21 protein-coding genes, 1 tRNA gene and 1 pseudogene are annotated in these 20,163 nt (G+C 42.9%); 15 read left to right on the top strand and 8 right to left on the bottom strand.

All coding sequences use genetic code 11. The features are described 5' to 3' along the window. Positions 1-29 precede the first annotated feature (29 nt). From LN893_RS06195 to LN893_RS06210, 4 genes are all read left to right on the top strand, one after another. Positions 30-575 carry a DUF1599 domain-containing protein gene (locus LN893_RS06195; RefSeq protein ID WP_229968932.1) on the top strand — a complete coding sequence of 182 codons (546 nt, stop codon included), beginning with the start codon at positions 30-32 and terminating at the stop codon, positions 573-575. Between the two features lie 149 nt (positions 576-724). Beyond that, the gene (locus LN893_RS06200) at positions 725-1,816 is read left to right on the top strand and encodes a BT_3928 family protein (protein WP_229968933.1); all 1,092 of its coding nucleotides are present in this window, start codon (positions 725-727) and stop codon (positions 1,814-1,816) included. A gap of 121 nt (positions 1,817-1,937) precedes the next feature. Further along, positions 1,938-2,441, top strand: coding sequence for a shikimate kinase (locus LN893_RS06205; protein ID WP_229968934.1), 504 nt, complete (start codon positions 1,938-1,940; stop codon positions 2,439-2,441). A 103-nt stretch (positions 2,442-2,544) separates the two neighbouring features. Next, positions 2,545-3,153 (top strand): sterol desaturase family protein, encoded by a 609-nt coding sequence (locus tag LN893_RS06210; RefSeq protein WP_229968935.1) that lies wholly within the window; start codon positions 2,545-2,547, stop codon positions 3,151-3,153. 54 nt (positions 3,154-3,207) lie between these two features. Here LN893_RS06210 and LN893_RS06215 read toward each other — a convergent pair whose 3' ends face one another. Further along, a complete protein-coding gene (locus LN893_RS06215) occupies positions 3,208-3,381 on the bottom strand; it encodes a hypothetical protein (RefSeq protein WP_229968936.1) in 174 nt (57 codons plus the stop codon). 247 nt (positions 3,382-3,628) lie between these two features. Here LN893_RS06215 and LN893_RS06220 point away from each other — a divergent pair, with 247 nt between their 5' ends. Continuing rightward, positions 3,629-4,048, top strand: a complete 420-nt coding sequence (locus LN893_RS06220) for a phosphoribosyltransferase (protein WP_229968937.1) — start codon at positions 3,629-3,631, stop codon at positions 4,046-4,048. Between the two features lie 211 nt (positions 4,049-4,259). Here LN893_RS06220 and LN893_RS06225 read toward each other — a convergent pair whose 3' ends face one another. Beyond that, positions 4,260-4,493 (bottom strand): hypothetical protein, encoded by a 234-nt coding sequence (locus LN893_RS06225; RefSeq protein ID WP_229968938.1) that lies wholly within the window; start codon positions 4,491-4,493, stop codon positions 4,260-4,262. 1,085 nt (positions 4,494-5,578) lie between these two features. Here LN893_RS06225 and LN893_RS06230 point away from each other — a divergent pair. From LN893_RS06230 to LN893_RS06265, 8 genes are all read left to right on the top strand, one after another. After that, the gene (locus LN893_RS06230) at positions 5,579-6,145 is read left to right on the top strand and encodes a helix-turn-helix domain-containing protein (RefSeq protein ID WP_229968939.1); all 567 of its coding nucleotides are present in this window, start codon (positions 5,579-5,581) and stop codon (positions 6,143-6,145) included. A 288-nt stretch (positions 6,146-6,433) separates the two neighbouring features. After that, positions 6,434-7,897 carry a circadian clock protein KaiC gene (gene kaiC / locus LN893_RS06235; RefSeq protein ID WP_229968940.1) on the top strand — a complete coding sequence of 488 codons (1,464 nt, stop codon included), beginning with the start codon at positions 6,434-6,436 and terminating at the stop codon, positions 7,895-7,897. A 57-nt stretch (positions 7,898-7,954) separates the two neighbouring features. Continuing rightward, a complete protein-coding gene (locus tag LN893_RS06240; RefSeq protein WP_229968941.1) occupies positions 7,955-8,236 on the top strand; it encodes a circadian clock KaiB family protein in 282 nt (93 codons plus the stop codon). Positions 8,237-8,526: 290 nt separating this feature from the next. Further along, entirely contained in the window at positions 8,527-10,248 is a 1,722-nt protein-coding gene (locus LN893_RS20685; protein WP_229968942.1) for an Ig-like domain-containing protein, read from the top strand. Positions 10,249-10,259: 11 nt separating this feature from the next. After that, positions 10,260-12,269 carry an OmpA family protein gene (locus tag LN893_RS06250; protein WP_229968943.1) on the top strand — a complete coding sequence of 670 codons (2,010 nt, stop codon included), beginning with the start codon at positions 10,260-10,262 and terminating at the stop codon, positions 12,267-12,269. A gap of 346 nt (positions 12,270-12,615) precedes the next feature. Further along, the gene (locus LN893_RS06255) at positions 12,616-12,807 is read left to right on the top strand and encodes a cold-shock protein (RefSeq protein ID WP_229968944.1); all 192 of its coding nucleotides are present in this window, start codon (positions 12,616-12,618) and stop codon (positions 12,805-12,807) included. A gap of 119 nt (positions 12,808-12,926) precedes the next feature. Next, a complete protein-coding gene (locus LN893_RS06260) occupies positions 12,927-13,154 on the top strand; it encodes a hypothetical protein (protein ID WP_229968945.1) in 228 nt (75 codons plus the stop codon). 542 nt (positions 13,155-13,696) lie between these two features. Further along, a complete protein-coding gene (locus LN893_RS06265; protein ID WP_229968946.1) occupies positions 13,697-14,173 on the top strand; it encodes a hypothetical protein in 477 nt (158 codons plus the stop codon). A 130-nt stretch (positions 14,174-14,303) separates the two neighbouring features. On the opposite strand, the gene LN893_RS06270 is transcribed toward LN893_RS06265, so the two are convergent. The 3 genes from LN893_RS06270 to pheS form a co-directional block, all read right to left on the bottom strand. Next, positions 14,304-14,377 (bottom strand) — tRNA-Asn (locus LN893_RS06270). A 133-nt stretch (positions 14,378-14,510) separates the two neighbouring features. After that, complete coding sequence (locus tag LN893_RS06275) at positions 14,511-14,999, bottom strand: Rieske (2Fe-2S) protein (RefSeq protein WP_229968947.1); 489 nt, start codon at positions 14,997-14,999, stop codon at positions 14,511-14,513. 222 nt (positions 15,000-15,221) lie between these two features. Then, positions 15,222-16,250, bottom strand: coding sequence for a phenylalanine--tRNA ligase subunit alpha (gene pheS, locus LN893_RS06280; RefSeq protein WP_229969024.1), 1,029 nt, complete (start codon positions 16,248-16,250; stop codon positions 15,222-15,224). Positions 16,251-16,607: 357 nt separating this feature from the next. On the opposite strand from pheS, the gene LN893_RS06285 reads away from it, so the two are divergent. Together LN893_RS06285 and LN893_RS06290 are read left to right on the top strand one after the other, a co-directional pair. Then, the gene (locus tag LN893_RS06285; protein ID WP_229968948.1) at positions 16,608-17,240 is read left to right on the top strand and encodes a TetR/AcrR family transcriptional regulator; all 633 of its coding nucleotides are present in this window, start codon (positions 16,608-16,610) and stop codon (positions 17,238-17,240) included. Positions 17,241-17,740: 500 nt separating this feature from the next. Continuing rightward, complete coding sequence (locus LN893_RS06290) at positions 17,741-17,995, top strand: acyl carrier protein (protein ID WP_229968949.1); 255 nt, start codon at positions 17,741-17,743, stop codon at positions 17,993-17,995. 175 nt (positions 17,996-18,170) lie between these two features. Here the strand turns inward: LN893_RS06290 and LN893_RS06295 are convergent, their stop codons facing one another. The 3 genes and pseudogenes from LN893_RS06295 to LN893_RS20690 form a co-directional block, all read right to left on the bottom strand. After that, positions 18,171-18,911 (bottom strand): M48 family metallopeptidase, encoded by a 741-nt coding sequence (locus LN893_RS06295; protein WP_229968950.1) that lies wholly within the window; start codon positions 18,909-18,911, stop codon positions 18,171-18,173. Between the two features lie 267 nt (positions 18,912-19,178). Beyond that, positions 19,179-19,487 (bottom strand): hypothetical protein, encoded by a 309-nt coding sequence (locus LN893_RS06300; protein WP_229968951.1) that lies wholly within the window; start codon positions 19,485-19,487, stop codon positions 19,179-19,181. A gap of 207 nt (positions 19,488-19,694) precedes the next feature. Beyond that, positions 19,695-20,051 (bottom strand): annotated as a pseudogene (locus LN893_RS20690) (YkvA family protein); the annotation flags it as partial. Between the last annotated feature and the right edge of the window lie 112 nt (positions 20,052-20,163).

Here is a 20,163-nt window from a genome sequence, read left to right on the forward strand (position 1 = left end):
CAATTATTTTTAAAATTAAAGCTAAAAAGTTGATTAGTCAAACCCTCCAGGAATATAATCAGGTAGTAAACCGCTGCAAAGACACGTTTGTAAAAAAAACAAAAGATTACGGCACGGCCTGGCGTGTGCTGCGGTTGCCTTCTATTACCGATCAGATCTTCATTAAAGCGCAACGCATTCGTTCTATACAGGAGAAAGGAAAGCAGTTGGTGGAGGATGATATCTCTTCTGAGTTTGTAGGTATTATCAACTACTGTGTTATTGCTCTGATGCAGCTGGGTTTGCAGGAGAATTCGGAGCTTAACTTACCAGCCGAAGAGGTGGAGCGTCTGTACGCGCAGCACATAGAGGAGAATATTAAGCTGCTGAATGCTAAGAACCACGACTATGGCGAGGCCTGGCGCGATATGCGGGTAAGCTCCATCACCGACATTATCCTGATGAAGCTGTATCGCACCAAGCAGATAGAAGATAACCAGGGCCAGACGCTGATCTCGGAAGGCGTGGAAGCCAACTATCGCGACATGATCAACTATGCCGTGTTTTGTTTGATAAAGATGGGGTTTGGGAAATAACCTCCCCCTGCCCCTCCTAAAAACAGGAGGGAAGCTGCGACTGCTGTTTGTGCTGTGGTAAAAGCTCCTCGCTGTAGACAAGCAGGGACCAAAGGGGGCAGGAAAAAACTCTCAAACCCTCTAACTTTTTAACTCTTTAACTATAAAAGATGAAGTTCATAAGTAAGTTCTGCTGGCTTTTTGTCGGTGTGCTTTTCATATTTTCAGGCCTGATCAAGATAAACGATCCTGTTGGTACGGCCATAAAGCTGGAGGAATACTTCGAGGTGTTCTCGCAGGACATTGCGCCTTTCTTCAAGGCTTTCGAGCCTTATGCCTTGTTCCTGTCTATTTTCCTGAGTTCGCTGGAGATTGTGCTGGGGGTGGCACTTCTAATTCGCTGGCGACTGAAAGCTATTCTGGTGGCACTGCTCGTGATTATCGTGTTCTTCTCGTTCCTGACTTTCTATTCGGCCTTCTTTAACAAAGTAACCGATTGCGGCTGCTTCGGCGATGCCATTGTACTGACGCCATGGGAGTCGTTTACAAAAGATTTGGTGCTGCTGGTCATGATTATTATACTGCTGTTTACGCAGCGTTACCTGAGGCCTTTTGTGCAGCCAGCAGTGGGTGCTACTGTTACAGCACTTACAGCCGTAATTTCGGTCGTGATTGGCTGGTACGCGTACCAACACCTGCCTTACATCGATTTCAGAGCTTATAAAGAAGGTAATAATATTCCAGCGCTGATGCAGGCATCGGCTCCGCTCCGCTATAAGTACATTATGGAAAAGGATGGTAAGGAAGAGGAGTTTGAGGAGTACCCGATGGACGAAAGCTATAAGTTTAAAGAAATGGTAGCCATAAACCCTGAGGATGGGCCAAAGATCACTGACTTTAATGTGTGGAACGACGAAGGTGACTATACACAGGAAGTTCTGGCAGGAAATAAACTTATCATCATCATACAAAGTGTTGCCAAAGCTAGCCAGGAAAATTTCGATAAAATAAACCAGTTGGTAACAGCGGCAGAGCAAAGTGGTGTTACTCCAATGGTAGTTACCTCTTCCAGCAGCCAGGATTTTGAAATTTTCCGCCACGAGGTAAATTTAGCCGTGCCTTATTACTACGGCGATGGCACTGTGCTTAAAACCATCATTCGTTCTAACCCAGGCATACTGCTGTTGCAGGACGGTACTGTAAAAGGCAAATGGCACCACAACGATACTCCTGGAATAGAGGAAGTGCAGGAGTTTTTGTAAGCGTTATCAGTATGTGTCGGTTCAGGTGTCATAACAGTTAGCAGTGGAGGAGTTTGGGGCGAGGTGTTCTAAAATGTCGTTACCTCCATTCATGATTTATAAATCTTAATTCTCAAGAAAGGTGTTAATCTTCTTAGTCGGTATGATGGGTAGTGGCAAAACCACGATGGGGCGGCAGCTGGCGGAGCAGCTGAGCTATACTTTTGTGGACCTGGATGAGTACATTGTGCAGCAGGAGGGGAGAACAGTAGCCCAGATTTTTGAGCAGGAGGGGGCGGATAGGTTCAGAGAGTTAGAGCGTGAGCACCTGATGGGGGTAGTGCAGCATTATAAACAGGCTGTAGTGGCTACGGGTGGCGGAGCACCCTGCTTTTTTGACAATATGGAGTTTATAAACCAACACGGGAAAAGCGTTTTTCTGGATGTGCCCATTGGTGAAATTACGCGCAGGCTCTACAATTCGGATATGGCCGTGCGGCCGCTTATAGCAGGAAAAACAGAAGATGAACTTAAGGCTTTTATAGCTAAGGTTTTAGAGCAACGACGACCTTTTTACCTGCAAGCACATCATATTTTATCGGGGGAAAATAATAACATGCCTACGTTGTTTACGTTATTCCAATAGCATATAAGGCTGCACGCTGTTGCCGTCCCTCATAGCGCGTGTAGCAACTTCTAATATTTTATCTAATATTTGCAGTTGAAAAAAGTATATAGCTAGAAAGTATATGAAACCGAATCATAAAGGAAGTGCTCAACTTTTTCAGAACCCAGTTCTAGAAAAACTCACCCGAACAAATGTTGCTGTTCCGATCTCCATTTTTATCATTATCGCTATCGGATTAATTTATTATGGTGTTACCCACAGCTTTATTAATATTTTAGAAGCGGTTAGCTTTTTCTTTTTAGGCTGGTTAATTTTTACTTTTATAGAGTACCTGGCGCACCGCTACGTGTTCCATATGGAAACAGACACGCCGCTGAAGGCACGCTTGCAGTACCTTTTCCATGGCAACCACCACGAATTTCCGAAAGACAAGAAGCGACTGGCTATGCCGCCGGTTGTAAGTATTCTGTACGCCTCGGCTTTCTTCTTTTTCTTTAAGCTGATTTTTGGGCAGTTTGTATTTGGTGTTGTGGCTGGGGTGTTATTCGGCTACGCTATGTACCTGTATGTGCATTATGCCGTGCATGCTTATGCTCCGCCTAAAAACTTTTTAAAGGTACTATGGGTGCATCACAGCATTCATCATTACAAAGACCATGATGCCGCATTTGGTGTGTCTTCGCCGCTGTGGGACCATATTTTAGGCACAATGCCTAAGAAAACAAAATAAAAGCTTACCGAATAAAACAGAAAAAGGAGCCTCGCGAGGCTCCTTTTTCTGTTTCTATCTTCTGGTTATTTTCTTAAATATCCAAATGATCAATGCCACGACTATTACGATGATAATGAGCGCGGTCCACATGCCTGCTTTAAATATGTCTCCTACCAGCTCACAACTGCTCATCGTAAAGGCCAGTAGCACAAAAAGCATCGATAGGTATAGTCTGAAGTTGTTCATAGTTTTATCTTGTCTGTTTCGCGGCGTGTTTATGCATGGCACTTTTAGATAAACAAGCATCCGCTTTCGTTAATATGAAAGTATTGCCATGTATAATCTGATACTCGCTTTCAAACGAAAAGGTTAATATGGATGGCCCTGTAAATGTATTAGTTAAAGCTATGGAGGAGAGATTTGTGATAGCTTTGTAACTTTCATTAGCTTGGCCGCTTATAGGTAAGGTATTATAAGTTTGAGGAGGAAAAAGATGAAGGATAAGTATACTTGGGATGAGGTAGAGTTTGCTGTTGATCAGTTATCTAAGGCTCTGCAGGACAAGGGAATTACCTGTGTAGCAGCTGTAGGCCGTGGAGGTTGCATACCAGCAGCGCTGGTAGCTCATAAGCTAGGTATTGATGTGGTAGACTATGTTAACTATAACCGAGAAAATGGTTTCTTGGGTGATAGCCTTACGGGGCGCTTACAGTTTGATGATGTGTTGTTTATTGATGATGCAACGGAAACTGGTGGCACGATGGACTTTGTCAGAACACGTTATGGTAACGCTGCTATGGTAGCTGTGCTTTTCTGTGCAGAAGACAGCCAGGGGAACAAGCCAGATTTTGTAGGTTGTAGTTATGCAGGCGAGTGTCCCAAAATGCCATGGGAGGTGAGCGATGGTCGCTAAAATAGGTGTGAAAATCAGGCTGCTAAAGAGGAGTGGTAGTAGCGGGGCTATGTAAGCTTGTTGTCTGAAATAAGAGATCTTTTTATGATTTCAGGGGCTTTTTAATACCGTGTGCCAGTTGAAAATTTAAGGAGCTGCAAAAGAGCAAATCGACTTCTAGCTTGTACATTTAAAAAAGCCGCTCACCTGGTTTGGGTGAGCGGCTTTTGTTTTATACAGTAAGAGCGGCTTGTTTTAGTTTGGCAACTCCTTTCGTGTCTACAATTTCGCCTTTACCGCATAACTGAGAAAGCTCAGCTATTAAGGTTGGGTCAGAAACAAAAACTCTAGACTTGTATAGATTATCTTTAAAAAAGCGGCAATATAGTCTGTCTGAGCTAATCAGTGTTAAAGCGATAACATCACAGTTATCGAGCTTATCATAAAAATCAGTTAATGTATTCATCTCAAGCACTATAAATATGTAATGGGAATGCAAACTTAATAGCTTTTTTTAAAACATCTGTTTAAACGTTAAAGTTTTTTGCATATTTTTTAGGTTATGGAATTTGCCAGCCTCCTGCAAGTCTTTCTTTTCTCTCCTGGCAAGATTACCAAAACCTCTTGTTTTCGGCAGTGATAGCCCTATGGTGATAAGATTGTTTTATAGCTATATATAGCGTGTTCTTTTTAAGGAAATAGTATTTTTAGAAATAAGAAAGTTTTAAAATGTACGAATCCAATATTCTACAGCAGCGCCTAATGATGCTGCGCATGGTGTAGTCACGCCATCACAACCTCTTTCCACAGGATAGACATTGATGGCTATAGGCCTTAACGACTTTCTTCAATTCTGTCTATTGCCGGGACAATGAGCCGCTGTAGCTATGGAACAATCTGGGGGTGAGTTCTTTGAGATGACAGCGTATCGAAAGAGGTAAAAGCTGAAGATATAGGTTTGTTTTGAAAGGCTAACAGGTATATTTACGAGTTATAATGGATTGGTATGATGCTGTACATCAAATACATGGTTAGCTTGCGCAGCAAAATGATGGTGAAGAAAGAACTGACAACCTGGGCTCGCAGTATGTGATGGTTGATTTGGGCACCGTTGAGATGCTTGAAAACATAACACTGAAACAACGTACATTACTGAAAAACAATCTCCTGCTGTTTGGCCAGTGCCTTCCTCAATCTTTCTACAGGTGTATCTACTATAGGTCAAGCTTAACAGGTAAGTTATAATCTGTCCTGTTACTAATTTTCCAGATTAAACTTGGGCTGTTAGTAACAGGATGGATTTTTTTGTTTTAACTAACTGGTATTACTGTTTTTAACGCGGCATAGGCTTCTTTATGAATTTATACTTTACGGCTTAATGAATTAATATTCTATCCCAAACGTCGTAAGTATAAATAACAGAACCTGTTTTACACTTACTTGTAAAACCCCTGATCTCATTGCTCATCACTCGCACCAGGTTCTAATCACTTTGCTAGCAGCAGCGCCGTATCATACTCCCGGATTTGAGTATGCACTTTACGAACACAAATGAAACTATACATTAAGTACATGGTCAGTAACCGCTGCAAGACACTGGTGCAGGAAGAACTCATAAGTCTCGGACTGCAATCGGAATATGTTGTGGTGGATTTGGGTATGGTGGAAATACACAAAGATATTACCGACATACAACTCGAACAGCTAAATGAAAACCTGAGCAAAGTCGGTCTGGTGTTACTTGATGACAGCAAGAGCAAACTAGTTGATAAAATAAAGGCGCTTATCACAGATATGATCCACTCTTCGGAAGAACAGCCGAAGGTGAATTACTCCGTTTACATCAGCGAAAAGCTTGGCTACAACTATAATTACCTGGCCAATCTCTTCTCCGAAGTCAAAGGCATTACCATTCAGCAATTCATCATCATCCATAAGATAGAGAAAGCAAAAGAGCTGCTGTTTTATGATGAACTTAATCTGACCGAAATTGCCCATCGCCTGCATTATAGCAGTGTCGCCCATTTATCCAGCCAGTTCAAAAAGGTAACGGGGCTTTCGCCTTCGTTTTACAAGCAGATAAAAGATAAGCGCGAAGGCGTACTCGAGAACCTGTAAAATTTGAAACATACTTGAATAAGTATGTAAAGTTTTCTCTCTTGTTTGCCTCAATTTTGTGCACTCTTAAGGTATAAGTATTTCATGCTTAAAGTGTGCTTTTATTATGTATAAGTTTTAATTCATCATTCATTATCCCCACAGGTGTATAGAGGCCTTGGCCTGAATTTTTAAATAGAGGTTTGCAAGCATGCTTCATAAAGCTCATTAAAAAAGCCTGCCGCCAGAGTACCTCTACCTATAAGTCCAAAACCATACTTCCACTTCCAAAACCGCTTACGTTTGCCTATGAACCTTCAAAAACTAGAAACAGGAAACACTTCCTTTGATCATATTTCACATGGCGGATTACCATTAGGCCGGACAACACTTGTGGCAGGCAGTTCTGGCAGTGCCAAAACGCTGTTTGGCGCACAATTTTTAGCAATGGGCATTCAGTTGTTCGATCAGCCTGGAGTATTTGTCACCTTTGAAGAACAGATAGACGATATCCGGAGAAACCTTAAAAGCTTTAATTGGGATATTGATACCTGGGAAAAAGAAGGCAAATGGGTATTTGTAGATGCCGCCCCCAAAGAGGAAAACATAATAGCTGTTGGAGATTTCGATCTGAGCGCTTTTAGGATTAGGCTAGAGAGAGCGGTGCAGAAAAGCAAGGCGCAACGGGTGGTTATAGATTCGATAGGCAGCATCTTTATGCAATTTCACGAAGAGATGCATGCCATTCGTCGGGAGCTGATACAGGTAGCCCTGACCCTGTCGCGATTAGGTGCAACCTCTATCATTACGGCTGAACGCCTGGAAGAATATGGTAGGATCACACGCTTTGGAGTAGAAGAGTTTCTGACGGATAACGTGGTCATACTTCGTAACGTGCTACAGAACGAGAAGCGCCGAAGAACCATCGAGATTCTGAAGTTCAGGGGAAGCAACCACGAGAAAGGCGAAAACCCGTTTACCATAAACCCTGAAAAGGCCATTGTTATTATTCCGCTTTCGGCTATGAGCCTGAAGCATGCCTCTTTGAACGAACGGGTAACATCTGGTATACCAGCACTGGACAAAATGATTGACGGAGGTTTTTACAAAGGCTCCATTAACCTTATTTCTGGGGCAATCGGGGCTGGTAAAACATTGCTTGTAGCCAACTTTATAAACGGTATACGGCAGAACAAGGAACGTTGCCTGCTCATGGCTTTTGAAGAAAGCAGCGAGCAGCTTTACCGTAACGCTGCAAACTGGGGCATAGATTTTAAGCAACTGGAAGAAGAAGGGCTCTTGAAGGTGTTATGTGTTTATCCTGAGATTTCTTCGCTGGAAGATCATTTTATAAACATTCAGGAACTTGTAAAAACTTTCAAACCCGACAGGATTGCTATCGATAGTTTATCTGCTCTGTCGCGCACATCCTCTGACAAAGGATTTAGGGAATTTATCATTGCCTTTACTTCGTACCTCAAGCACCTGGAAATTACAGGCATGTTTACGTCTAACACGCCCCTTCTTGCAGGCGGCACATCTGATACGGAAGGCAATATTTCACCCATCACAGATTCGATTATACTGCTGCGCTATGTAGAAATGAATGGGGAAATGCAACGCAGTATAGCTGTGCTTAAAATGCGCGGTTCCAAACACGATTTTTCTATTCGAAAGTTTTCTATCTCAGATGAGGGGGCCGAGATAGGAAGCCACTTCGCTGGCATTAGCGGCATAATGACAGGCAACCCAATGCTTATTAAGCATAAGTAGCATTTAGTAGTAGCACACCATACCGGTATATACTGGAACTTTTAGCCAAACTAACAGATGAGCAAGCATGAATTTCAGCTCTTTATTAATGGACACAGCCCAAACTCGATAGAGGCCGTGGACACTCTACTTAAGATCTGCAAGGAAAATCTAAATGACAATTACAATCTTGAAATAATTGATATTCAGAAAGATCCTGATAAGGCGGAGAAAGCAGGGATTATAGCTATACCTACCCTGATCAGAATGTATCCAGAGCCAGTTAACCGTATTATAGGCGCCTTAAATGTTAGAAGCCGTGTGTTAGCCGGACTAGGAATTCCGAGCATGTATTCTTAAAGGTTCTACTTTAAGCATACATACAGTTTTAAAGTATAACATTGCCTGTAATATATACAGAAGGCACAGAAACAAAGATCTAAACTTCTTTGTTTCTGTGCCTTCTTTCGCTTTAGGGCAAGCCAAGTATAAACCAAAGTTGTTTTCAAAACATGTGATATATATAACATACTATATTAAGTATGTAACACTTCACGATCTGTAAACCCTCATCTTTGTAACATCAAATACTGCCGTGCTTAATATAAGATGCACGCACCCGCCAGTAACGGAGAATTAACAAAGACCCAGTGAATTTAAGAAAACTAGTGACTTCCCTTGCGTTCGCATCGGTTGTCGTGATTACCGGATGTAAGGAAGATACATTCATAGAAAAATTTGGGGTTTGTCCCGTTGTTTTAAGTACCACTCCTATAGACGGAGCCACTGACGTGCCTCGCGAATCTCAGGTTACTGTTACTTTTAACGAGGAGATGAACCCTGAGACTATCACCCAAACATCCTTCACCTTATCAGGAACGGAAAGAGTACAAGGACAGATATCTTTTGATACAAAAACCAACACACTAACCTTTGTGCCTGAAACAAAACTGGCATACGCCACAACGTATACCGGCAGAGTAACTACGTCCGTAAAAGACATGCTGGGCAATGCCCTGCAAAGAGATTACGTCTGGACATTCAGTACCGGTGCACTTGTATCGCCTGTGGTTGTTTCTACTGACCCAGCCAACAGTGCAACGGGTGTCATGCTGAGTAAGGCAATAGCTGCTTCCTTTAGTGTTCCCATGGATCCGCAGACGCTTAACTCCACGACTTTTACCCTAAAGCAAGGTGCAACAGCAGTTGCAGGAACAATAACTTATTCTGGCACAACGGCTGTCTTTACGCCAACTGCCAACCTGACTGCAAACACTGTTTATACTGGAACTATCACAACTGGTGCCAAAAACACGGAAGGTAACCCATTGGTGAGCAACTACGAATGGACCTTTACAACCATACCGCATACAACACCTACCGTTACCGCTACGGACCCTGCTAGCCAGGCTACTGGTGTGGCTCTTACGAAAGTGATCACTGCAAGCTTCAGCGAAGGGATGAATCCTTCAACGATCACGGCAACTTCCTTTACTTTAAAAACAGGTACAACAACAGTGGCTGGCGACATTAGCTACACTGGCACTACTGCAAGCTTTACACCTGTCAACAACCTGGCTGCTAACACAACCTATACGGCTACCATTACTACGGCAGCCAAGAGCACCAACGGTGTAGCCTTAGCAGACAACTACGCATGGATTTTTACTACGGTAGCCAACACTACTACCCAACCAGGTACTCCAGCTATGGGGGTAGATTTAAAAACGGCGGCTCGCTTCGGCATCTTTGCAGGCGTTGGCATCAGTAATAATGCAGGGTTTAGTGAGATCAGAAACTTGGATGTAGGAATAACACCAGGTGTTCGCTCTTCTGTAACGGGATTTCCGCCAGCTATCATTGTGAACGGTGCCATTTATGCCTCCGATGATATTGCACCTCCAGGCACTGCAGCCATGTTGCTACAGGCGAAGCAGGATTTACTAGAAGCTTATCTTTATGCTGAAGGCGCATCTTCTCCTGCACCAGCCACAGTAGCAGGCGATCAGGGTGGTAAAACACTTGCTCCAGGTATCTACAAATCAACCTCAACACTGTTGATACAAGCTGGTGACTTAACACTGGATGCAAAAGGCGATCCGAATGCAGTATGGATCTTCCGGATAGCTTCAGACTTTACCACAGTTGGTGGAGCAGGCGGTAACATTATACTTACGGGCGGCGCACAAGCCAAAAACATCTTCTGGCAAACAGGCAGCTCTGCTACCATCGGCGACGGCACATCCTTTAAAGGAAATGTGCTTGCCCTGACTTCTATCACCATGAACTCAGGTGCCAAAGCAGTAGGTAGAATGCTGGCGCTGAATGGCGCGGTAGTAATGACCAACACCAACATCATCGAGAAGCCTTAATCAATACGAAAATGACCATTAAAAATAACAATACCAGATCGCGCCAAGCGTGGTCTGCCTCTAAGATTACGCTCTCAAGTTTAGCGTTAAGTACTTTACTTATCACGGGAATACAGGCACAAACACAGGCGCAGGATACGCCGTTTACGAAGCCATCGTGGTGGTTTGGTGCAGTAGCTGGTGCAAACTTTAACTTCTACAACGGTTCTACTCAAAAACTGAATGGGCAGCTAACACCGTCAGTAGCGTTTCATGAAGGCAATGGCGTTGGTCTTTTCGCGGCACCGCTTATAGAATACCGACGTCCAGAATCTAGATGGGGGCTTATGCTGCAAACAGGCTATGACAGCCGCAGAGGTGCCTTTGATCAACAAACAACCGCGTGTGATTGCCCTACAGATCTAAGCACGAAGCTTAGCTATATCATAGTGGAGCCAAGCCTACGTTTCACTCCTTTCAAATCATCGGGTTTATACCTGATGGGTGGCCCGAGACTGGCTTTTAATGTGAAGAAGGAGTTTAGGTACCAACTAGGCGTTAACCCAGCTTACCCAGATCAGGAAATGAACCCTGTGGTTAATGGTGATCTGAGTGATGTAAAGCAAAGGCTTCTTTCGATGCAGGTTGGCGCAGGATATGATATCCCGCTTAACTCACAAAATAACCGTAACCAGCTCATATTTTCTCCTTTCGTGACGTACCAGCCATACTTTGGTCAGTCGCCACGCAGCATCGAGACGATGACGGTAAACACACTGAGACTTGGAGCTGCCCTTAAATTTGGACGCGGAAAGCCGAACGCTACGATAGCTGCCAACGATGTGCAGTTCTCCGTTGATTCGCCAACCAACATTACGGCCGATCGCAGGATAAGAGAAACATTCCCGCTGCGTAATTATGTGTTCTTTAACCAGGGTTCTACTGCCATTCCAAATCGTTATGTGCTGTTAGAGCAGGACCAGGTAAAAGATTTTAAAGAAGATCAACTGGAGGTGTTTACTCCTAAAACAATGGCTGGCCGTTCGGAACGCGAAATGACAGTGTACTATAATGTACTCAATATTTTGGGAGACCGTCTGGGCAAAAATCCAGCAGCAAGTATAACATTGGTGGGTTCGTCTGAAAATGGCCCGCAGGAAGGTACTGTAATGGCTGAAACTGTAAAGAGCTACCTTGTCAATACGTTCAGCATTGATGCTTCACGCATCTTAGTTGAGGGACGTAACAAACCAAAGCTGCCTTCGGAACAGCCAGGTGGCACAAAAGAGCTGGAGTTGCTTCGTGAAGGCGACCGTCGTGTGTCTATTGAAAGCAACTCACCAGCTTTGTTGATGGAATTCCAGAGTGGCCCAGAAGCTGCCTTGAAACCAGTGGAAATTACGGCCATACAGGAGGCACCGCTTGACAGCTACGTTACCTTTACGTCGGCTGGTTCTGAGAAGGCTTATACATCATGGTCTATGAACATAACAGATGATAGAGGTATCGTTCAGAACTTTGGACCTTACATGCAGGAAAGTGTAAGTATACCAGGCAAATCTATTTTGGGAGATCGTCCTAAAGGCACTTACCTCGTAACGATGCTGGGAACGAAAGAAGATGGCTCTATCGAGAAGAAGGAAGCTACTGTAAACATGGTGCTCTGGACTCCAGCCAAAGACGAAGAAGGTCAGCGTTACAGTGTGCTTTATGAATTTAACGACTCTAAGGCTATAACCAGTTATGAGAAATACCTAACCGAAATCGTTACGCCTAAAATCCCCAATGGTGGCAAGGTCATTATTCATGGTCATACAGATACAATTGGTGATGAGGAGAAGAACAGGAACCTGTCTCTGGCACGGGCTAATGACGTGAAAAGAATCATCGAAAGCAGCCTGGCTAAAGCAGGCAGAAATGATGTGACATTTGAAGTGCAAGGTTTTGGTGAAGATCAGACACTAGCACCATTTGAGAATAAATTCCCAGAAGAGCGTTTTTATAACAGAACAGTTATAATCGATATTATCCCAGGAAAATAAGACCCTGTAAACTCAATGGTTTAAAAGCTGCCTAATTTATTTCAGGCAGCTTTTTGCTTTTGGAACCTGATGATAACAGCCTATTTGAATTTTATTTTTGAAGGAGAGAATTTCCGTATTTGTAGCTCGATGTATAAGTGATAAACATGCTCTATGCTGCTACATCCTTATATTAGGTAGGTTTATAGTAGCGTTAGATGCCCGTGCAGTTAGTGGTTTGCCCGAGAAAATAAGGTAAGGATGGAAGAAATAAAGTCGCTTTTGTAATTTATTTATGGTATATTGTAGAAAATAATGAACGTATATGCCTGCAGATATGTAGTAGGTGTATAATAACAAACACAATATGAATAACGGAACAGTAAAATTCTTCAATGACCTGAAAGGGTTCGGGTTCATCAAAGAAACAAATTCAGATCAGGAGTATTTCGTACACGTATCTGGCTTGGTAAATGAAATCAGAGAAAATGACGAAGTTACTTTTGACCTACAAGAAGGAAGAAAAGGACTGAACGCGGTAAACGTACAACGCGCTTAGTTTTAAACTATAGTCACAGAAAAAGCCTTATCTCCACGGTAAGGCTTTTTTTATGGTAGTTACAGCTATACATGCCTATAACTGCACTTAAATAACTGTAAATCTTAATTACGCTAAAGATGAATAGAAAATACCTTGTTGATACTACTACACATGAGTACCTATGCATAGCCCTTAAAAAAGGTCAGGATTGGGTTCCTAATAATCAAAATATTCTTCCAAACTTTATGAGCACCCGCACTCCTGTAACAGAAAGCGACTCGGTGTTACTTACAGGTGAATTCAATGACAATGTATTTTTTGAAAAGTGGATACGAAACGGGACAAATGTTTTGTTCCAGTATTAGCAGTAACCTTTAATACTAAGCTGCACCAAATAAAAGCTTGTAAGAATAAGTATTCAGGAGTAAACCTGAGTCTTTATTCTTACAAGCTTTTATTTTTAGGTTCTTTTGAAAGTAACATGAGGAAGGCCTGATCAGATCATCTGAAGTAAGAGAGCAGGTGCTAACGAATAAGAGCATCAGAAACAGTTTGAAGCGTGAATGATGAGCTGGAAAACTATTTCTGAAACACGATTATTCCGCTGCTTTTTGTAGCGCTACCATATACACTGAAAGTGAGTACCACCGCTCTAGGAAAATGCGCATTACGTAACATGTTTTGCATGCGCTTCCGAAAACTTAAAGCGCATGCAAGTAGCCTGCAATATTGATTGAATACAAATTATTGATATCCTGAAAATTGCAGTTGAAAAATCGACATTCACGTATACATATAGTAGGGATATTCCTTTTCCTTCGCCCGCTTTTTAGTTGGCAATACCGAGACATTATACAAGGCAGTTGCCGGTGATGAGTTTCACCTGGAGCTACTTTTAAAACATTTTATGCGCAAAAAGATTATTCAGCAAGAAAACCAGACGGTATCCTCCATAGAGCAGCACAACTGGCTAGACTTGGAGCAGTTGGTTCAGGTGGAAGTTACGTCCGAAGAGGAGGCACATCCCATCGAGGTAGCATTCACAGACGGGAGCGAAGATGGATGGAAAGCGGCACAGCCAGGTGAGCAAACGATACGGCTCATATTTGATGCGCCACAAAGGATTAGCCGAATCAAGCTCCTGTTTCGCGGAAATGGCCAGGAGCGCACGCAGGAATTTCTTCTCCGTTGGCAGTCTGCCAGAGATCAATCTTATCAGCAGATTGTAAGGCAGCAGTATAACTTCAGTCCGCAGTATGCTTCAGAAGAGTTAGAGAACTATGCTGTAGAGCTCGCGGATGTGAGGGTACTGGAACTCTACATTGTGCCAGACATAAGCGGAAAGGCGGCATATGCCTCTCTTGCACAGCTGCGTCTGAGTTGATGCTGGCAAAGAAAGTGGATCTAGCCAGGCTCCTTGTCATCAGAAGGGTTCTTATTATTTGTAAATGCGGTGGGAAACCAGCAAATAAAAAAAGCCACTTAACGATTTTACTCGTAAGTGGCTTTTGCAGCTCCCCCTCTTGGGCTCGAACCAAGGACCCCCTGATTAACAGTCAGGTGCTCTAACCAGCTGAGCTAAGGAGGAATGTTTATTATCTAGTAGCGGCTGCTCCGCTGAATGATGATGCAATATTACGGCCCTTTTAGAAACTATGCAAGTCCTGTGCTTAAAAAAACTTTGGTTTAGGTATAAAATACTGAAAACCAATCTCAAAATTTTAGTTCGTGATGTAAAGAATATTGCCTGCTAGCGAAGTTCTGTACTGTTTCATGTTATAAATGGCAGGACCTGCTGTAACTTGTCCTTGAAAATTGAACTGTGAACTGCAGCAAGGGTCAATTATAAACAGATTAGAAACATCGGCTTCTAGTTTGCAGGTATTCAAAGGATCGTAGGGGCAGGCACGTTCGACGGCAAGATACAGACTGGCACTCTGGCGCACTACCATAATGCCTTTATAACCCCCGTTTAAGTACACGTAGCCGCCATCCTGGCGAAGCGCAGGGTACTGCAGGCTACTTACGTTTATCTGCTCATTAACCAGCACATCTGGTATCAGAGGGCCCTCGTTGGTGTCTTTGCAAGCAACTAGGAAGAAAATAGACAGCAGCACAATACCTATCCCTCCAAGGCGAAAGATAGAATCCTTTACCTGATAAAATAAACTAGCACACGAGTATGTAATGCGTTTAGGGGCTTGTGACATATAAAAGTGATTGTACACTAAAAACTAACTACGCAAAGGAAGATTGAGTTCAGAAGCCTGATATGCAAACGCTCCTGTGTCCTCTGCTGCATCTTCCTTCCTGTTGTTAAGTGTAACGCAAAAAGCAACAAAAGCTTTTATAAAGAGCTGGAAAAACAAAAACGCTGCTTCCAGGGCAGTAGTACATCCTCTGAAAGCAGCGTTTTCTGAAAGAGATGACTTTTACATTACATTTTCGAACTGACGCAGGAAACGAACATCGTTTTCTGTGAACAGGCGAAGGTCTTTTATCTGGTATTTCAACATCGTGATTCGCTCTATGCCCATGCCAAACGCAAAGCCAGAGTATACCTCAGGGTCAATGCCGCTGCTAGCTAGTACATTTGGGTCTACCATGCCAGAACCACCAATCTCTACCCAACCAGAGCCTTTACAGATGTTGCAGCCTTCTCCTTTACAGATCATGCAGGTAATATCGATCTCGGCGCTTGGCTCTGTAAATGGAAAGAACGAAGGACGAAAACGGATTTTAGTATCCTGCCCGAACATTTCTTTCGCGAAATAATAAAGTGTCTGCTTTAAATCTGCAAAACTCACATTTTTATCAATATACAAGCCTTCGAACTGGTGGAACACCATGTGGGCTCTGGCTGAGATTGCCTCGTTGCGGTACACGCGGCCAGGCATAATGCTGCGAAGCGGCGGTTTCTGTGTTTCCATCAGGCGCACCTGCACAGTAGATGTATGCGTGCGCAGCAACTTATCTTTGTTCTGGCTCAGGAAAAAGGTGTCCTGCATCTCGCGGGCAGGATGGTTTTCAGGAAAGTTAAGGGCACTGAAGTTATGCCAATCGTCTTCTATTTCTGGTCCTTCAGCAACATTAAAACCAATGCGGCCAAAAATACGGATTACCTCGTTGCGCACAATTGATAGCGGATGGCGTGTGCCCAAGGTATTAGGCACTGTTGGCAGGCTATAGTCGAAGGCAGTGGTAGTTCTCTCGTCGGCAGCGGCATTGGTTATTTGCTCCTGCGCCTGGTCAAACTTTTCTTGCGCTTTGTTTTTCAAGGTATTCAGTTCCTGCCCCACCTGGCGGCGCTCTTCTGGAGCCACCTGCTTCAGCCCGTCAAACAAATCGGCTATACGGCCCTTACGACCAATATAGGCGATACGGAACTGCTCCAACTCAGCAGCATTGGTTAGCTGTGCTGCTTCAATCTCTTGTGCTACTTGCTGTATTTTCTCTACCATCATACGCAAAGATAATAAATTGACTCTTTCCAATGCATAAGTAGCTGTCACGAAATGGCAGCGCCTTAGCTACTATAAGCAACTGAGCAGCGGATTCTTTCTGTTCAGGAACAAAAATGACTTGTTCATCAAATTAAACTTCGGTGATAAAGCATTTTGAGGCACCTTTATATTATGAGGACGCCACCGTAGAAGACAGTTTTGTTTGCTCCTATACAAGCTTTTTCGCTATGGCACATGCAACCTTTTCTTGGCTTTTAGACTCCTATAGAAAAGAAAGAAAATAATATCTATATCTTTGCATGGAAACTATTGATATGTAAAATGTTTCCATAGTTTTGTGTCGGATGACATTATATGGAAACTGCAGAGGCAATAGAAGTAAAAGAAAGGATTGCGAAGGAAGCGCTAGACCTGTTTTTTCAGAGAGGTATAAAAAGTGTTTCTGTTGATGATATAGCGCAGCATCTGTCAATGTCCAAAAAGACCATTTATAAGTGGTTTACTAACAAAGATGAGGTGGTGTATGAAGGGGTAAAGCATTATATGTCATCTGTTCACCGTGATTGTGACCATGTTGCTGCTCATTCTAAGGATGCCATTGAGGAACTGATCAACATTATGAGCATGATGAGGAAAATCTTTTCAAACTTTCATCCTGCTGTTTTTCACGACCTTCAGAAATACCATTCCAGCAGTTGGAAGCTGTGGCTGGAGCATAAGACTGGCTATATGCTGGAGCACATAAAAGCTAACTTAAGGCGAGGTATAGAAGAAGGCCTGTTCCGTGCAGATTTGGATGTGGAGATTATTGCCCGACTAAGGCTGGTGCAGCTAGAGGTACCTTTTAACACGAGTGTTTTTCCAGCACATGAGTTTGTGCTGCAGCGCGTGCAAATGGCTTGTGTGGAGCACTATATGCTGGGTGTAGCCACGCTGAAAGGCCACAAGCTGATAAACGAGTACAACCATATTACCGAAGAAGAATAACATTTATCATTTACATCTACCATAGAACTATGAGAATTCCTGATTTTACGAATTCGGTTTAGATATCCAGTTTGGCCTTCTGTTGTTCTGTTAGCCGTGTTACCTGGTACAAGAATGGAGAATGGCATTCTTATTGTGTATTTACAGACATGTTGTGGAGCAGAGGAATGTACTTGAACAGGGCTGGCTATAGTAAAAGGTGGTAAGACAGAAAGTTGTTGATAGCCACGCATACTATAGTAGGCTGTTTCTCGCTAGCTTAGGTATAAACTTGAATTTTTACACCTACTTGAGGCTCTCTAACTACCATTGTAGGTGGGGTAACAGCGCAGCCTTTGCGATTATTATTGCTCTGTTGATGGTGCCTGTTATGTGTATGTTATATGAAAAGATAGAAGACAAATTTTATACAAAGTGAATGGCCGCTACAGAAGAGCTATATGAAGAAAGGGCAGCCGTTGCGAATTAAATTGTTAGAGAATACAAAAATTAAGATCACTATGTTGTCAATAGATAAAAAAATAGAGAAAGAGGTTGTGAGAATTATTAGTAAGACTAAAAAAATACAGCCTGCCCGCCTGCAGCCAGACTCTAACCTTGAGAAATCTTTTGGTTTCGATACAGTAGATGTAGTGGATATAATTATTGAGCTAGAAAAGAATTTCCATATCATCATTCCAGATGAGGTGCCTATCAATACAGTTGGTGACTTTGTAGATTATGTGTCTGCACACGCGTTAAAGAACGCTAGCTAAGGCTAATTGACCTTCGTTAAACGAAAAAGCGAGGCATTTCCTGTCTCGCTTTTTTGTTTGTTTAGCATCAGCCAAAAAGGGGCCTCCCGTATATGTAAGTGCATAAACAGGAGGCCCCTTTTTTGAGTTAAATATGTATTTCTAAAGTAGTATAGTTCTTTCTATAAGCAGTTCTTTAATAGATGGAGATACGATAATCTTTTAGTTTTTTGTCTAGTTCTCTGGCATCGCCGCAAATACTATCGAGCAGCGCCCAGAAGCGAGGTCCGTGGTTTTTCTCTACGGTGTGCGCCAACTCGTGCAGTATTACATAATCGCAAAGAGCTTCTGGCAGGCGCATCAGGTGTAGGTTCAGGTTTATGTTGTTTGTGTGTGAGCAGCTTCCCCATCTCGACTTTGCGTTTTTGATGAAGACATTCTGATACTCAAACCCAAACTTATCGGCGAAGTAAGCAACACGCTCCGGAAGGAACTCCTTTGCTTCCTTTCTGTAAGCCTCCGCTATAGATTTGCGAACGAACTTCTGCACATCAGCTTCCTTCTCATCTTTGAAAGCAGGATAAAACACATTGATGTAACCTCCCTCTATTACACAGCTCATGGTGTACTGTGCGTGTTTAAGCAACCGCAGCGTGTGCATACGTGTTTTATACTCGCTGTCGCTGTCGTAGACTGTAAGTTTGGCCTCGTGCTGCTGCATTTTAGCCTGGTGCTCTTTTATCCAGTCGGTTTTGGTGTAAATGAACTGCTCTGCTCTTTCAAAGCTGATGTGGGGAGGAACGGCGACGCGAATACCTTTTATGGGTCTAACACTAATGCTTACCCGTTTGGCTTTATCACTTCGCTCAATTAAAACTCTCCCGATACCGTCTATCTCTAAGTTGACAGAGGTTAAGCGTAAAATGGATGTTGACACTTTGGCTAAAAGTTTAAGTACAAAAAAAGCTGTACCAAATATAGATAATAATTTTATTATAAAGCTAGAGTTTTTGTGCCTTTTGTCTATCTATATTTAAATTTGAGTATTTATATTGTACTATACTTTGGCCTTTGTAGCTATTTTAGAACAGTTTTTTTAGCTTTGTAAAAGCATTGGTGCTATAAAAAGTACAAAGTGTATAAAGTTAAAGAGGAATGCCGCAGGCACTCCTCTTTAACTTTATATTACAATATATAGTAATATCTACCGAATGTTTCCGCCCGTGCGCCCGTCATCGTTTGTAGCCTTTCCTCTGCGGCTACTGTCTGTAGTGGCCGAGCGAAGTGTGGGTTCGTTCGTGGTGGTGGCCGATCCGTTAGCACCATCAGAAGTATGTCCTTCCGACACAGAACCTGAACTTGAGCCTTCTGCAGGCTGTTGTTTTGTTGTTGTATCATCCTCTGGTTTGTAGCCTTCCACTTTATGTACTGGCTGCTGTTCTTCTTTGGGTGGATTCAAACCATCATCTACTGGTTTGCCTTGTTCCTGCGACATTTTATCATCTTCTTTCATTTTCCTCCTCCGTTACAAGTTTTTGTTAGGTTCTACGTCGAGGTTATCTGCAGGTTGGTTACTGAATTTTGGTGTTCCAAAAGAGTTATCGGCATGGTGAATCGGATCTGTTGCTGGGCTAGGTGTAACCTCTGTTGTGGAAGGTCTTGTAGCTTCCCAAGCCTTAAACTTATCTAGCTCGGATTTGATACTTGCTATAAACCAAGCTAGCAGACTGGCATCGTCAAGCAAGCCTATAACAGGTATAAAGTCAGGAATGAGGTCGATAGGCGATAGGAAGTAGATGATGACAGCAACGCCACCTACAAGTGTAGAGGAAGGTATGCCTTGGTACTCACCGCTTACCGCCGCTTTAATCATGCGGGAGAGCAACTGCAGGTTTTCCCAAACTTCACCAGCCAGGGCACCTACTCCTTTTTGTGCCGTTGCTTTCTTAAAGGCATCATTTAAGAGTTTGGTTACTTCTTTTGGGTGCTTCAGGTATCTTTCAGCCTTATCTAATAAGTTTTTAAAGAAAGGGTTTTGCGAAATTTTTTGGCCGTTGGTGTTCTGGTTTTCCTGCATAGTCTTTTTAGATGAGTATGATTAAATCTGAGATGCTTGCTATATAGGTGCAATTTCAGTTTGTTACGCTAACCTTCCTATACTTTACTCAACTAAAATTGTTTTGTTAGAG

This window comes from Pontibacter harenae, assembly GCF_020907245.1.
In the GTDB taxonomy this organism is placed as follows: domain Bacteria; phylum Bacteroidota; class Bacteroidia; order Cytophagales; family Hymenobacteraceae; genus Pontibacter; species Pontibacter harenae.